Origin of the sequence: Serratia sp. JSRIV002, assembly GCF_019968725.1 — a bacterium.
In the GTDB taxonomy this organism is placed as follows: Bacteria; Pseudomonadota; Gammaproteobacteria; order Enterobacterales; family Enterobacteriaceae; genus Chania; species Chania fonticola_B.
Window position 1 is genome coordinate 1,263,638 of the sequence record NZ_CP074143.1, and the last position, 15,263, is coordinate 1,278,900.

Here is a 15,263-nt window from a genome sequence, read left to right on the forward strand (position 1 = left end):
GAGGGGGCTTGGGTCACCTCATCATCCTGCATGCTTTGTGCCTGCCTCTGGGTTGGTTGGGCGTGTAAAAATTCAAAACATCGTAAAAATCCTATGATCAAAATAAAAAAAGGGTTAGATCTGCCAATAGCTGGGGCCCCTTCGCAGGCGATCCAGGATGGCCCAGCGGTCACGCAAGTGGCGCTGCTCGGCCAGGAATATGTTGGTATGCGCCCCTCCATGTTGGTACAGGTTGGCGATCGTGTTAAAAAAGGCCAGGCGCTGTTTGAAGATAAGAAGATCCCTGGGGTTTTCTTCACGGCACCGGCCAGCGGGCAGATCGCCGCTATCAATCGCGGCGAACGCCGCATGCTGCAATCGGTGGTGATTGACATCGACAACGGCGGCGAAGAGCAGGTGGAACTGGCCTATTATCAGCAGGCCGATTTGCCGATGCTGGAGCGCCAACAGGTTGAAAGCGATCTGATCGCCAGTGGCCTGTGGACCGCACTGCGTACTCGCCCATTTAGCAGAACCCCCCGGCCTGGCACTTCACCGCGCGCTATTTTCGTCAGCGCTATCGATACTCAGCCGCTGGCAGCGGATCCGTTGGTGATCATCAACGAGCAATTGGCGGCATTCAATGCCGGGCTGACGGTATTGGCACGCCTGACAGACGGCAAGGTGCACGTCTGCCACGCAGCGGGTACTCGGCTGGATACGGCTGCCGGCGCGCAGATTGATTACAACGAGTTTGCTGGCCCGCACCCTGCGGGGTTGGTGGGCACGCATATTCACTTCCTGGAGCCGGTCAGCCTGAAGAAAACCGTTTGGCATATCGGTTATCAGGACGTGATCGCCATCGGCACCCTGTTTACTACCGGCAAGCTGGATACCCAGCGCGTGGTCGCCTTGGCGGGGCCACAGGTGGAACAGCCGGTGCTGCTGCGCACCCGTTTAGGGGCTAGCCTGGATCAACTGACGGCGGGCCGCCTGAAGGCCGGTGAGAACCGGGTGATTTCCGGCTCGGTGCTGAGCGGCTTCCATGCCAGCGGCCCGAGTGCCTGGCTTGGCCGTTTCCACAACCAGGTTTCGGTGTTGCTGGAAGGCCGGGAGAAAGAGCTGTTCGGCTGGATTGCTCCGGCATCGGACAAGTTCTCCATCACTCGTACCACGCTGGGCCATTTCCTCAAGCACAAGCTGTTCGCTTTCTCGACCACCACCAACGGCGGTGAGCGTTCGATGGTGCCGATCGGCAATTATGAGCGGGTGATGCCGCTGGATATTCTGCCGACGCATCTGCTGCGCGATCTGCTGGCGGGCGATACGGACAGTGCCCAGGCGCTGGGCTGTCTGGAGCTGGATGAAGAAGATCTGGCGTTGTGTACCTTCGTTTGCCCCGGCAAGTATGAATATGGCCCGGTGCTGCGCGAAGTGCTGACCAAGATTGAGCAGGAAGGATAACCGATGGGCCTGAAGAATTTTTTTGACAAGATTGAGCATCACTTCACGCCGGGCGGCAAGCTGGAAAAGTGGTACCCGCTGTTTGAAGCAACGGCTACGGTGTTCTACACCCCCGGCACGGTAACGCGCGGGGCTTCGCACGTACGTGATGCCATCGATCTGAAACGCATGATGATCCTGGTGTGGCTGGCGGTGTTCCCGGCCATGTTCTGGGGCATGTATAACGTGGGCCAGCAGACCATTCCTGCATTGCACCATCTGTACAGTGGCGATCAGCTGCAACAGGTGCTGGCGGGGGACTGGCATTACCGGTTGGCACAGATGCTTGGGGCAACGCTCGGCGCGGATGCGGGCTGGATCAGCAAGATGGTGCTCGGTGCGACCTACTTCGTGCCAATCTACGCCGTGGTATTCCTGGTGGGCGGCTTCTGGGAAGTGGTGTTTGCGATGGTACGCAAACATGAGATCAACGAAGGCTTCTTCGTCACCTCCATTCTGTTTGCCCTGATTGTGCCGCCAACCCTGCCGTTATGGCAGGCCGCGCTGGGCATCAGCTTTGGTGTGGTAGTCGCCAAGGAGATCTTCGGCGGCACCGGGCGTAACTTCCTCAACCCGGCTTTAGCGGGGCGTGCCTTCCTGTTCTTTGCCTATCCGGCGCAGATTTCTGGCGATCTGGTGTGGACCGCGGCAGACGGCTTTTCCGGTGCGACACCGTTGGCGCAATGGAGCGCTGGCGGAGCTCACAGCCTGACCAACGTCACCACCGGACAATCCATCAGTTGGATGGACGCCTTTATCGGTAACATCCCTGGTTCGATCGGGGAAGTCTCAACCCTGATGATCCTGATCGGCGGGGCGATTATCCTGTTTGGCCGTGTCGCTTCCTGGCGCATCGTGGCTGGCGTGATGATTGGCATGATCGCCACGGCGTATCTGTTCAATGCCATTGGCTCAACCACCAACCCGATGTTTGCCATGCCTTGGTACTGGCATCTGGTACTGGGCGGTTTTGCCTTCGGTATGGTGTTTATGGCTACCGACCCGGTTTCCGCCTCGTTTACCAACAAAGGGAAGTGGTGGTACGGCATCCTGATCGGCGTGATGTGCGTGCTGATACGGGTGGTCAACCCGGCCTATCCGGAAGGCATGATGCTGGCGATCCTGTTCGCTAACCTGTTCGCACCGCTGTTCGATTACCTGGTGGTGCAGGCCAACATCAAGCGGAGAAAAGCACGTGGCGAATGAATCTAAAAATGACAGCATTGGCAAAACGCTGCTGGTAGTGCTGCTGCTGTGTCTGGTGTGTTCTGTGGTGGTCGCGGGTTCCGCCGTTGGGTTGCAATCCAGACAGCAGGAACAGCGGTTGCTGGATAAGCAGCGCAATATCCTGGACGTAGCCGGTTTACTGCAACCGGGGATGACTGGCGAACAGGTGAAAGCCACCTTTAGCAAGCGCATCGAACCGCGTTTGCTGGATCTGGACAGCGGTGAGTTTGTGCCTGGCGATGCGGGCACCTTCGATCTGGCCGCCGCGCTACGCAGCGATGCCAAGAGTCGGGCGTTGACCGCCGAGCAGGATCTGGCCGGTATCCGCCGCCGTAGCAATCAGGCGGAAATCTACCTGGTGCGCGACGAAAGCGGAGCGGTGGACAAGATTGTGTTGCCGGTTTACGGCACTGGCCTATGGTCGATGATGTACGCCTTTGTCGCGCTGGATGCTGATGGCAATACGGTGCGCGGGCTGAGTTTCTATCAGCATGGTGAAACCCCGGGGCTGGGCGGCGAGATCCAGAACGCCAACTGGCGTGCACAGTGGATTGGCAAGCAGCTGTTTGATGACAACGGCAACCCGGCAATCCGCATTGTGAAGGGCGGAGCGCGGCAAGGGGATATCCACGGTGTGGATGGCCTGTCCGGCGCGACGCTGACCGCTAACGGCGTACAGCATACGTTTGATTTCTGGTTGGGCGAGCACGGCTTTGGCCCATTCCTGCAGAAAGTTCGTGAAGGAGCGCTGAAAAATGGCTGATTCCAAAGAGGTTAAACGGGTCCTGCTGGGGCCGCTGTTTGACAATAACCCGATCGCGCTGCAGGTGCTTGGCGTCTGTTCGGCGCTGGCGGTGACCACCAAGCTGGAAACGGCGGTGGTGATGACGATTGCGGTCACCCTGGTCACCGCGTTTTCCAGCTTCTTTATTTCGCTGATCCGCCACCATATCCCCAACAGCGTGCGCATCATCGTGCAGATGACGATCATCGCCTCGCTGGTGATCGTGGTCGATCAGTTGCTGCGTGCCTATGCGTTTGAAATCTCCAAACAGCTTTCGGTGTTCGTCGGGCTGATCATCACCAACTGTATCGTGATGGGCCGCGCCGAGGCGTACGCCATGAAGTCGCCACCGATTGAGAGCTTTATGGACGGTATCGGCAACGGGCTGGGCTATGGCGTGATCCTGATCCTGGTGGGCTTCCTGCGCGAGTTGGTCGGCTCGGGCAAGCTGTTTGGCATTACGGTGTTGGAAACGGTGCAGAACGGCGGCTGGTATCAGCCCAACGGCCTGTTCCTGCTGGCGCCGAGTGCGTTCTTTATCATCGGCCTGCTGATTTGGGGACTGCGTTCCCTCAAGCCAGCGCAGATAGAAAAGGAGTAACCGCCGATGGCTCACTATATCAGCCTGTTTGTGCGTGCGGTGTTCGTTGAGAACATGGCGCTGGCGTTCTTCCTGGGGATGTGTACCTTCCTGGCGGTGTCGAAGAAGGTCTCTACCTCGTTTGGCTTGGGGATCGCCGTGACGCTGGTCCTTGGCATCTCGGTACCCGTCAACAACCTGGTTTATAACCTGATCCTGCGTGATGGGGCGCTGGTGGAAGGCGTCGATCTGAGCTTCCTCAACTTCATTACCTTTATCGGCGTGATTGCGGCGCTGGTGCAGATCCTGGAGATGATCCTCGATCGCTTCTTCCCGGCGCTCTACAACGCCTTGGGGATCTTCCTGCCGTTGATCACGGTGAACTGTGCCATTTTCGGCGGCGTGTCGTTCATGGTCCAGCGTGATTACAACTTTATGGAATCCGTGGTGTACGGCTTTGGCTCCGGCACTGGCTGGATGTTGGCGATTGTTGCCATGGCGGGGATCCGTGAAAAACTGAAGTATGCCGATGTGCCAGCCGGGTTGCGTGGCCTGGGCATTACCTTTATTACCACCGGATTGATGGCATTGGGCTTTATGTCGTTCTCCGGCGTCCAGTTGTAAAGGCAGGAAGCATTTATGGAAATTATTTTAGGCGTGGTGATGTTTACCTGCATCGTGATGGTGCTGGCGTTACTGATCCTGTTTGCCAAATCCAAGTTGGTGAACACCGGTGACATTGCCGTTGAGGTTAACGGCGATCAAGACAAGAGTTTTACCGCCCCAGCGGGGGACAAGCTGCTGAACATGCTGTCCAGCCAGGGGATTTTTGTTTCCTCGGCCTGTGGTGGCGGCGGCTCCTGCGGCCAGTGCCGGGTGGTGATCAAAGAGGGCGGCGGCGATATTCTGCCAACCGAACTTTCCCATATCAGCAAGCGTGAAGCCAAAGAGGGCTGCCGCCTGGCGTGCCAGGTTAACGTGAAGCAGAACCTGAAAATCGAGCTGCCGGAAGAGATCTTCGGCGTGAAGAAATGGGACTGCGAGGTGATCTCCAACGATAACAAAGCCACCTTTATCAAAGAGCTGAAACTGCGCATTCCGGATGGGGAAGATGTACCTTTCCGCGCTGGCGGCTTTATCCAGATCGAAGCGCCCGAGCATGAAGTCAGCTATGCCGATTTCGACGTGCCGCAGGAATACCGTGGCGACTGGGATAAATTCAATCTGTTCCGTTACCGTTCGGTAGTCAAAGAGCCGACGGTGCGCGCCTATTCAATGGCCAACTATCCCGATGAGAAAGGCATCATCATGCTCAACGTGCGTATCGCTACGCCACCGCCGAGCAACCCGGACGTGCCGCCGGGCATTATGTCTTCCTATATCTGGTCGCTGAAGGCGGGGGATAAGGTGACCATCTCCGGGCCGTTTGGCGAGTTCTTTGCCAAAGACACCGACGCCGAGATGGTCTTTATCGGCGGCGGGGCCGGTATGGCGCCGATGCGTTCACACATCTTCGATCAGTTGAAGCGCCTGAAATCGAAGCGCAAGATCACCTTCTGGTACGGTGCGCGCTCCTTGCGCGAGATGTTCTATGAGGACGACTTCAACCACCTGCAAGAAGAGAATGAAAACTTCACCTGGCATGTGGCGCTCTCCGATCCACAGCCAGAGGATAACTGGACGGGCTACACCGGCTTTATTCATAATGTCCTGCTGGAAAATTATCTGCGTAACCATCCAGCGCCGGAAGATTGTGAATTCTATATGTGTGGGCCGCCGATGATGAACGCGGCGGTGATCAAGATGCTGAAGGACTTGGGCGTGGAAGATGAAAACATCATGCTCGATGACTTTGGTGGTTAAATGCGAGCTGTAGGCGGCGATGGAATGAAGGCTTGGATGATGGTGGTGGCCCTGGCCACCGCAGTATTGCTGACCGGTTGTAAACCGCAGCAGGAAAACCTGCGTGGCAAAACCATGGGGACGTCGTACTCGATCAGTTATCTCCCTGGGGACGGAACGCCTTCGGTGGCAACGCTGCAAGCGGAGATCGACAAACGGCTGGTGCAGGTTAACGATCAGATGTCGACCTATCAACCTGATTCCGAGCTGAGCCGCTTTAACGCCAGCCGGGAAGTGGACAAGCCTTTCCCGGTTTCTGCTGCCACCACGGAAGTGGTGCTGGAAGCGCTGCGCATCAACCGTGTGACCGACGGCGCGCTGGACGTGACAGTCGGGCCGCTGGTGAACCTGTGGGGTTTTGGCCCGGAAGGGCGGTCGGATAAAGTGCCGAGCGCCACCGAGTTGGATCAGCGCCGCAACTGGACGGGGATCGACAAGCTGGCGGTGGAAGGTAATGCGCTGGTCAAGCGCATTCCTGAACTTTATGTCGACCTCTCTTCCATTGCCAAAGGCTACGGCGTTGATGTGATTGCCCAGTACCTGCAATCGCAGCACGTCAAAAACTACATGGTTGATATTGGCGGGGAGGTTCGTACCCGTGGCCATAACGGTGAGAAGAAGCCTTGGCGCATTGCTATCGAACGGCCAACCGCCGGGGGGGAGCAGCAGGCGCAACTGGTGATCGAACCGGGTGAGATGGCGATGGCGACCTCCGGGGATTACCGAAACTACTTCGAGCAGGACGGAGTGCGCTATTCTCATACTATCGACCCGCTCACCGGTAAACCGATCCGCCACAACTTAGTGTCGATCACGGTGATCAGCCCGCTGTGTATGACGGCGGACGGGCTTTCTACCGGGTTAAACGTGATGGGGCCGGAGCGGGGTATGGCACTGGCCAACCTGCTGGGGATCCCGGTGTTTATGATCGTGAAAACCGCCAAGGGGTTTGAGGAGCGCTATTCCGACGCGTTCAAACCCTATCTGAAGAAAGGGTAGACGTTATGTTGACGATGTTCGCAGCATCCTTTGTGCTGTTTCTGCTGGTGGTTGGCGGAATGTCGTTGGGCTATGTGTTCAAGCGCAAAACCTTGCAGGGCAGCTGTGGCGGCATTACCGCGCTGGGGGTGGAGAAGGTCTGCGACTGCCCGGAGCCCTGCGATGTGCGCAAAAAGCGTATGGCGAAGGAAGCGCAACGCCGCGAGATGCTGGAAAAACACCGAATTCTCTAGCCACACTGGTTTTCCATGTAGGGGCGCTGCACAGCCCCTCACCCCAACCCTCTCCCAATGTACATACCGAGTACCTCATGAACACTTGTTTGGGGAGAGGGGGCTAGTGCGGAGTTGCGGTCAGGTGCCGGAACTAATTTGTGGCACGTTCGGTCCCCTCTCCCAATGTACATACCGAGTACCTCATGAACACTTGTTTGGGGGGAGGGGGGCTAGTGCGGAGTTGCGGTCAGGTGCCGGAACTAATTTGTGGCACGTTCGGTCCCCTCTCCCAATGTACATACCGAGTACCTCATGAACACTTGTTTGGGGGGAGGGGGGCTAGTGCGGAGTTGCGGTCAGGTGCGGGAGCTAATTTGTGGCACGTTCGGTCCCCTCACCATGTGGGAGAGGGTTAGGGTGAGGGGCGTCACTAGTCTACACTCTCCATATTGAGCTTTTAATAATTGGCTGTATACTTATACAGTGTTATTGGAGGCGCGATGCGTAAAATCATTCATGTCGATATGGACTGCTTCTTCGCAGCGGTAGAAATGCGCGACAACCCCAGCCTGCGCGATATCCCGCTGGCTATCGGTGCCAGCGCCGATCGGCGTGGTGTGATCAGCACCGCCAACTACCCGGCGCGCCGTTATGGCGTGCATAGCGCTATGCCCACCGCCACGGCGCTCAAGCTATGCCCGCACTTGACGCTATTACCGGGCCGCATGGCGGCCTATAAAGAAGCCTCGCTGCATATCCGTGAAATCTTTGCCCGCTATACCCCGCTGATAGAACCGCTCTCTCTGGATGAAGCCTATCTGGACGTGACCAACAGCACCCAATGCAACGGCTCCGCCACCCTGATTGCCCAACAGATCCGCCAGGAAATTGCTGCTGAATTGAACCTGACCGCCTCGGCAGGCATTGCCCCGATCAAATTCCTCGCCAAGATAGCCTCCGAGTTGAACAAGCCAAACGGCCAATATGTCATCACACCGGCGCAGGTACCCGCTTTCTTGCAGCAGCTGCCGCTAAGTAAAATCCCCGGCGTGGGCAAGGTCACCGCCAAACGGTTGGAAGAGGTGGGGCTAATCACCTGCGCCGATGTGCAGAACTATAATCTGGCCGATTTGTTAAAGCGCTTCGGCAAGTTTGGCCGGGTGCTGTGGGAACGCTGCCAGGGTATCGATGAGCGTGAGGTGTCTCCCGATCGTTTACGCAAATCGGTAGGGGTTGAGCGAACGTTGGTGGCCGATATTCATGAGTGGGAAGATTGCGAGGCGTTGATCGTTGAAAAGCTCTACCCCGAGCTGGAAATGCGGCTGCGCAAGGTCAAACCAGATCTGCATATCGCCCGCCAAGGGGTAAAGCTGAAGTTCCAGGATTTCCAGCAAACCACCCAGGAGCACGTTTGGCCGGTGCTCAATATTGAGGACTTGCTCAACGTGGCCCGCCAGGCATGGCAGGAGCGGAGGGAAGGGCGAGGTGTGCGCCTGGTTGGCCTACACGTAACGCTGCTCGATCCTCAGTTGGAGCGGCAGTTGGTACTGACGTGGTGAGGTGAAAAACGAGTATGTTTAAAGCACTAGCCTAGGTACAATCAACGCTTATTTTTTTGGTTATATCCTTACAGGGAAGCAGGAACAATGGAAAAGACTCACCAGGCGTCCGCAACAAAATGGACGTGGGCCGATTTACACTGTAGCTATCGATTTTGGGGACTGGTTTTTTATTTTGTTTTTATTGCTTCGAGTCAATATATCTTGAGCATATATTCGGCGCTTTATATGAAGCAAAGTTCAGGTTTATCCTATTCAACGATTGGCGTCGCTTTTTCATTCCAACAGGCCGGTTTTTTATTTGGTGTGATTCTGGCCTGGATAGCCAGCCGGATGAAAAGCTACTATTTACTGTACCTGTTTAGTGCCTTCTATTTACTGGGTATAGCATTATTCTGTTTCAATGTGGAAAACGTTGTTGCGCTGATGGCCGGAGAGATGCTGATAGGGCTGGGGATAGGGGCTATCATACTGATCATCCCTGCATTTATTGCTGGTGCAGTCGGCAGTACAGAAACTTATGTCTTGGCATTTGGGTTGATGGCAACATTGAAGTTGTTGAATAATTTATCCATTGCGCCTCTGGCAGGATGGGTTTTTGATATGGATCTGTTGCTTGGCAATCCAACAAACTTTTTTGCAGTATTAGCGACACCGGCGATCATTGGCACATTGTTGTTGATGCCGATGAAACCACAGTTATTTAATGTGGCGCCGCCGATACGGCAGGCTGCTCCTCTTACGCCGACATACCGCGAACCTGGAATGACCTTCCTGCTGTATTTTGTGCCGTTTTACAATATTTATTGGTTGGTAAAAATACATGCGGAAATCAGAAACTATAGCCAATCTGCGACACTACTAACCCCTAGAGGGGCTGGGTGGTCGGCTTTTGTTGTGCCTATTGTCACGCCAGCAATTTTCTCCACGCTAAACGATACTCTTCGGGCGATAATTGAAAGCCATGGGCAACAAGCAAGGTATAAGACCTGGCTGATAATCCTGTTTGCTTTCCTGCTGCCACCGGTTAGCGCAGCGCTGATACAGTCGCAGATGAATGAAATTAGCGGCAATCTGGCTAACAAGGAAACGCAATCCTGACAGGTAGGGCCGATAGTTTTTTCAACTGAGTTATTGGGCCCAGCGTTAAACTGGGCCCAATATCTTATCCGCGCTCAGGAATCGCTTTCAGCAAGGCGGTCAGCAGCGTCCAGTATTGGCCAACGCTGGCGATATGCACCTGCTCATCCGGCGAGTGCGGCCCGGTGATGGTCGGCCCAATCGACACCATATCCATCTGTGGGTAAGGCTTCTTGAACAAACCACACTCCAGCCCGGCGTGGATCACCATGATGTTTGGCGTCTTGTTGAACAGCTTCTGGTAGGTTTCGCGTACCAGTTGCATCACCGGAGATTTGGCATCTGGCTGCCAGCCCGGATAGCCGCCTTTCGGGGCCACTTTGGCGTTGGCCAGTTGGCCCAAGGCGGTCAGCATATCCACCACATAGTCTTTACCGCTGTCGATCAGGGAGCGGATCAGGCAAATGATTTCGGCTTCATGCTCGCTGGTGGTCACCACGCCAACGTTCAGCGAAGTTTCTACCACGCCTTTCACTTCGTCGCTCATGCGGATCACGCCGTTAGGGGTGCCGTTGAGCAGTGCCACCAAGCGGCTCTGACAGTCTGTGGTGAGTGCCTGCAAAGCGGTGGTGGCTGGCTCGAGCAGAACGGTAATATTCTTCTCTTTGGCAGACAGTTCGTTTTGCAGCGTAGCCAGGAATTGCTGGCTCAGGGCTTTCAGCGCATCCGCTTTGGCAGCCGGAACGGCTACTACGGCAGAGGCTTCACGTGGGATGGCATTACGCAGCGTACCGCCGTTCAGCTCCAGCAGACGCAGGTTCAGCTCAGGCGTATGGGCAAACAGGAAACGGGCCAGCAGCTTGTTGGCGTTGCCCAGACCGTGATGGATATCGGCACCGGAGTGGCCGCCTTTCAACCCTTTCAGGGTCAGCTTCAGCGTTTGGTAACCGGCTGGCAGTGCTTCACGTTGCAGCGGCAGGGTGGTGATGAAATCAATCCCCCCGGCGCAGCCCATGTAGATTTCGCCTTCTTCTTCGGAGTCGGTGTTGATCAGGATGTCGGCTTGTAACCAGTTTGGCTGCAGGCCAAAGGCACCGTCCATACCGGCTTCTTCCGTCATGGTCAGCAGGACTTCCAGTGGGCCATGCTCTACGCTGTCATCGGCCAGCACCGCCAGCGCAGACGCCATACCGATGCCGTTATCGGCACCCAGCGTGGTACCACGAGCCTTGATCCATTCGCCGTCGATATAAGGCTGGATCGGGTCTTTGGTGAAATCGTGAACCGTATCGTTGTTCTTCTGCGGCACCATATCCAGATGCGCTTGCAGCGCTACCGGCTTGCGGTTTTCCATGCCTTTGGTGGCAGGCTTGCGCAGCAGAATATTGCCGACCTGGTCGCGCTCGGCATGCAGGTTCTTTTCTTTGGCCCAGTCGAGGATGTGCTGCGCTAACGCTTCTTCATGGTAAGAAGGGTGTGGGATTGAGCAGATCTTGGCAAAAATATCCCACAGCGGCTGTGGCGAAAGTTGAGACAATTCAGACACTATAAGTCTCCTGTGACAGCATTTTCAGCAAGGAGTGAATGCTGTGCGGTTAGGGTGAGTAGCTATCTGTGCTTCAGGCACGTGAGCCTGAGAATATCATTTTATTCGCGGCTGTGCGCGCCCCGTATGACGCTGTTTATCGGCTTGGGTTCCCCGTTTTACGGGCGGTTGCGCCGATAAGCCACGCGGCTCGTCACAAGGATATTCACAGGAAAAACGCATCAACGCCTCGGTTCAACTGGTATTCGTGGCGCGCAGTCTCTATAATCTCGCGCAACCTTTTTTCCCCCTGAACTACTGAGTAAGCCACATCATTGCTGGCTGGGACACCATTCTATGAGCGAAAAATACGTTGTTACCTGGGATATGTTGCAAATGCAAGCGCGCAAACTGGCTCACCGCCTGCTGCCTGCCGATCAATGGAAAGGCATCATTGCCGTAAGCCGTGGCGGCCTGGTGCCTGCTTCACTGCTGGCACGTGAGTTGAGCATCCGTTATGTGGATACCGTCTGCATCTCCAGCTATGACCATGACAACCAACGCGAAATGAAGGTGCTCAAGCGCGCCGAGGGCGATGGTGAAGGCTTTATCGTAGTTGACGATTTAGTGGATACCGGCGGCACCGCCAAAGCGATCCGCGACATGTACCCGAAAGCCCATTTCGTGACCATCTTCGCCAAGCCTGCTGGCCGCCCGCTGGTTGACGATTACGTGGTTGATATCCCGCAGGACACCTGGATCGAGCAGCCTTGGGATATGGCGGTGACCTTCGTGCCACCAATCGGCGGCCGTTAATCAGCTTCTGCTTCAAACGCCCGGCAATACCGGGCGTTGTTGTTTATCCAGCGGTTTCGTCAAATTCGGTAAATTCCCCGCCTTCTACCTCCAGAGTTAGGTACACTAGCACCTAGATATCCCGGCTATTCAAGCCTTGATGTAAGTCTCAGGAGGCTGTTGTTACCATGGCACAGGCCAACCTTTCCGAAGTTCTGTTCAAACCTTCATTTAAACATGTCGAAACCTCGACGTTAGTCACCCGTGCCCATCATGCGGTAGGTGCTGATATGCACTCCGCCTTGGAGGGGGACACCGATGGCAACTGGTATCGCATGCTCAACCATCTGCTGTGGACCTGGCGCGGCACCGATCCGTTGGAGATCAGCGAAGTGTTGGCGCGCATTGCGGCCTCTAACGCAGAGCATAGCGACGATCACCTGCTGGATACCGTGGTCGGTTACCGAAACGGCAACTGGATCTACGAATGGGTGCGCCAGGGGATGCTGTGGCAGCAGCGGGCATTAGAGCAACAAGATCCGCTGGTCGGCGGGCAGTATTGGCTGAATGCCGCCAATCTCTACAGCATTGCCGGTTATCCGCATCTGAAAGGGGATGAGCTGGCCGAACAGGCAGAGGTGCTCTCCAATCGCGCCTATGAAGAAGCCGCATTGCTGCTGCCGTACCAGCTAAAAGAGCTGGAGTTCGCCATTGAGGGCGGCAGTTCCATCACCGGCTTCCTGCATATGCCAGATAACGGCCAGGCGCCGTATCCAACGGTACTGATGTGCGGTAGCCTGGATACCTTGCAGACCGATTACCACCGCCTGTTCCGTGATTATCTGGCGCCGCACGGCATTGCGATGCTGACCATCGATATGCCGTCCATCGGTTCATCCTATAAGTGGAAGCTGACGCAAGACTCCAGCTTCCTGCATCAGCAGGTGTTGGCTCAACTGCCTTCCGTGCCCTGGGTTGACCATACGCGTGTCAGCGCCTTCGGCTTCCGCTTTGGTGCCAACGTGGCGGTACGCCTGGCCTATCTGGAGTCGCAGCGTTTGCGCGGTGTGGCCTGCGTTGGGCCGGTGGTGCATAGCCTGCTCTGTGAGTTGAAATGCCAGGACCACGTGCCGGATATGTATATGGACGTGCTGGCTAGCCGCATGGGTATGGCCAACGCTTCTGACAGCGTGCTGAAAACCGAGTTGAACCGTTATTCCCTGAAAACCCAGGGGCTGTTGGGCCGCCGCTGCCCAACGCCGATGCTGGCCGCCTATTGGGATGAGGATCCGCTTAGCCCCAAAGAAGAGTCGCAGCTGATCGCGTCTTCTTCGCTGAGCGGCAAACTGATCGCCATCCCGCGTACGCCGGTTTATCAGAGTTTCCATCAATCCTTACTGCAAATTTGTGATTGGCTAAGAGATAAAATGCGCTAACTAGTTGCTAATTTTTAACAGTTTGTTAAAAAGGGTGGACTACATTGTGGAGGTTGAAAAATGACGCTACCGAGTGGCCACCCTAAAAGCCGACTAATGAAACGCTTTGCCAGCCTGGGGCCGTACCTGCGCGAAGGGCAATGTGAGAACGACCGCTTTTTCTTTGACTGCCTGGCGGTCTGCGTCAACGTCAAGCCAGTACCGGAAAAACGCGAGTTCTGGGGCTGGTGGATCGAACTGCAGGCCGATAATTCCCGTTTCACCTATAGCTACCACTTTGGTCTGTTTGACAAGGAAGGGCGTTGGAACGAGGAAAAGATTAAAGACGCTGAAGTGAAAGAGAAGCTGGAAACCACGCTGCGCGTGTTCCATCGTCGCCTGGGTGAACTGCTTGCCACCATGGAGCTGAAGCTTGAACCCGCCGATGATTTCATTGAACAGCCGATAAAACTCTCCGCCTAAATCAATTCCCCCGCAAATTTACGCCGAAATCGCGTTGTGCCTGTTGGCATAACGCGTCTCTCCTGTTACAACGTCATGCATTCCTTTTAACTCCAACGGCAGAACTATTATGAACGGCAGCCAGACATTGGTTGTGAAATTGGGTACCAGCGTGTTGACCGGCGGTTCGCTGCGTCTGAACCGTGCCCATATTGTCGAACTGGTGCGCCAATGCGCCCAGCAACATGCAGCGGGCCACCGCATTGTTATTGTTACTTCCGGGGCGATTGCTGCCGGGCGTGAACACCTGGGCTACCCCGAATTGCCCGCTACCATCGCTTCCAAGCAGTTGCTGGCGGCGGTGGGGCAAAGCCGGCTGATCCAGCTGTGGGAACAACTTTTCTCGATCTATGGCATTCATATCGGGCAGATGCTGCTGACACGTGCCGATCTGGAAGACCGCGAGCGCTTCCTCAACGCGCGTGACACCATGACCGCGCTGCTGGACAACCGCATTGTCCCGGTGATTAATGAGAACGACGCGGTTGCCACCGCAGAAATCAAAGTCGGCGACAACGATAACCTGTCTGCACTGGCTGCCATTTTGGCTGGGGCCGATAAACTGCTGCTGCTGACCGATCAGCAGGGCTTATATACCGCTGACCCGCGCAATAACCCGGAAGCTGAGCTGATCCGCGAAGTGCATGGCGTTGACGATGCGCTGAGAGCCATTGCGGGCGACAGCGTTTCCGGTTTGGGTACCGGCGGCATGGGTACCAAGCTACAGGCCGCCGATGTGGCCTGCCGTGCTGGCATTGATGTGATTATCGCTGCTGGTAGCAAGCCGGGCGTAGTGGCAGATGTGATTGAAGGCAACCCGGTGGGCACCCGCTTCCATGCGCTGGAAACCCCGTTGGAGAACCGTAAACGCTGGATCTTTGGTGCACCGCCTGCGGGTGAGATCACCGTTGACGATGGGGCGGTAGAAGCCATGATGGCTCGTGGCAGTTCACTGCTGCCGAAGGGTATCCGCGATGTTAAAGGTGATTTCTCACGTGGTGAGGTGATCCGCATCCGCAATCTGGCGGGGCGCGATCTGGCTCATGGCGTCAGCCGTTATAACAGCGATGCCATGCGCATGATTGCCGGGCACCACTCGCAGCAAATCAGCGAAATCCTGGGCTATGAATATGGCCCGGTGGCCGTGCATCGCGACGATATGATCGTAAGTTAAGGAG

15 protein-coding genes are annotated in these 15,263 nt (G+C 56.0%); 14 read left to right on the forward strand and 1 reads right to left on the reverse strand.

What is annotated here, in order from left to right; genetic code table 11:
• The first annotated feature begins 93 nt into the window (after positions 1-93).
• From KGP26_RS05725 to KGP26_RS05770, 10 genes are all read left to right on the forward strand, one after another.
• Positions 94-1,443 (forward strand): Na(+)-translocating NADH-quinone reductase subunit A, encoded by a 1,350-nt coding sequence (locus tag KGP26_RS05725; protein WP_021805597.1) that lies wholly within the window; start codon positions 94-96, stop codon positions 1,441-1,443.
• Between the two features lie 3 nt (positions 1,444-1,446).
• Complete coding sequence (locus KGP26_RS05730) at positions 1,447-2,688, forward strand: NADH:ubiquinone reductase (Na(+)-transporting) subunit B (protein WP_021181928.1); 1,242 nt, start codon at positions 1,447-1,449, stop codon at positions 2,686-2,688.
• Positions 2,678-3,472 carry a Na(+)-translocating NADH-quinone reductase subunit C gene (locus KGP26_RS05735; RefSeq protein ID WP_223498971.1) on the forward strand — a complete coding sequence of 265 codons (795 nt, stop codon included), beginning with the start codon at positions 2,678-2,680 and terminating at the stop codon, positions 3,470-3,472. Before KGP26_RS05730 ends, KGP26_RS05735 begins: the two co-directional genes overlap by 11 nt.
• Complete coding sequence (locus KGP26_RS05740; protein ID WP_021181926.1) at positions 3,465-4,094, forward strand: NADH:ubiquinone reductase (Na(+)-transporting) subunit D; 630 nt, start codon at positions 3,465-3,467, stop codon at positions 4,092-4,094. The genes KGP26_RS05735 and KGP26_RS05740 overlap by 8 nt, the downstream gene beginning before the upstream one ends.
• Positions 4,095-4,100: 6 nt before the next feature.
• A complete protein-coding gene (nqrE, locus tag KGP26_RS05745; RefSeq protein WP_021181925.1) occupies positions 4,101-4,697 on the forward strand; it encodes an NADH:ubiquinone reductase (Na(+)-transporting) subunit E in 597 nt (198 codons plus the stop codon).
• Positions 4,698-4,712: 15 nt separating this feature from the next.
• Positions 4,713-5,936: an NADH:ubiquinone reductase (Na(+)-transporting) subunit F gene (nqrF, locus tag KGP26_RS05750; protein WP_021805594.1), complete on the forward strand. Its 1,224-nt coding sequence runs from the start codon at positions 4,713-4,715 to the stop codon at positions 5,934-5,936.
• Between the two features lie 24 nt (positions 5,937-5,960).
• Entirely contained in the window at positions 5,961-6,974 is a 1,014-nt protein-coding gene (locus KGP26_RS05755; RefSeq protein ID WP_371824936.1) for an FAD:protein FMN transferase, read from the forward strand.
• A 5-nt stretch (positions 6,975-6,979) separates the two neighbouring features.
• Positions 6,980-7,207, forward strand: a complete 228-nt coding sequence (gene nqrM, locus KGP26_RS05760; RefSeq protein WP_223500932.1) for a (Na+)-NQR maturation NqrM — start codon at positions 6,980-6,982, stop codon at positions 7,205-7,207.
• Positions 7,208-7,689: 482 nt separating this feature from the next.
• Positions 7,690-8,748, forward strand: a complete 1,059-nt coding sequence (dinB, locus tag KGP26_RS05765) for a DNA polymerase IV (protein WP_021805591.1) — start codon at positions 7,690-7,692, stop codon at positions 8,746-8,748.
• Positions 8,749-8,835: 87 nt separating this feature from the next.
• Complete coding sequence (locus KGP26_RS05770) at positions 8,836-9,849, forward strand: hypothetical protein (RefSeq protein WP_223665141.1); 1,014 nt, start codon at positions 8,836-8,838, stop codon at positions 9,847-9,849.
• A gap of 64 nt (positions 9,850-9,913) precedes the next feature.
• On the opposite strand, the gene pepD is transcribed toward KGP26_RS05770, so the two are convergent.
• Positions 9,914-11,374: a beta-Ala-His dipeptidase gene (gene pepD, locus KGP26_RS05775; protein WP_021805589.1), complete on the reverse strand. Its 1,461-nt coding sequence runs from the start codon at positions 11,372-11,374 to the stop codon at positions 9,914-9,916.
• A 336-nt stretch (positions 11,375-11,710) separates the two neighbouring features.
• Between pepD and gpt the strand changes: the two genes are divergently transcribed.
• The 4 genes from gpt (at position 11,711) to proB (ending at position 15,259) form a co-directional block, all read left to right on the forward strand.
• Positions 11,711-12,169, forward strand: a complete 459-nt coding sequence (gene gpt, locus KGP26_RS05780; protein WP_021805588.1) for a xanthine phosphoribosyltransferase — start codon at positions 11,711-11,713, stop codon at positions 12,167-12,169.
• A 167-nt stretch (positions 12,170-12,336) separates the two neighbouring features.
• Positions 12,337-13,584 (forward strand): esterase FrsA, encoded by a 1,248-nt coding sequence (gene frsA / locus KGP26_RS05785; RefSeq protein WP_021805587.1) that lies wholly within the window; start codon positions 12,337-12,339, stop codon positions 13,582-13,584.
• Positions 13,585-13,644: 60 nt separating this feature from the next.
• A complete protein-coding gene (crl, locus tag KGP26_RS05790) occupies positions 13,645-14,046 on the forward strand; it encodes a sigma factor-binding protein Crl (RefSeq protein ID WP_021805586.1) in 402 nt (133 codons plus the stop codon).
• A 109-nt stretch (positions 14,047-14,155) separates the two neighbouring features.
• On the forward strand, positions 14,156-15,259 hold the full coding sequence (proB, locus tag KGP26_RS05795; RefSeq protein WP_024483654.1) for a glutamate 5-kinase: 1,104 nt from the start codon (positions 14,156-14,158) through the stop codon (positions 15,257-15,259).
• The last annotated feature ends 4 nt before the right edge of the window (positions 15,260-15,263 follow it).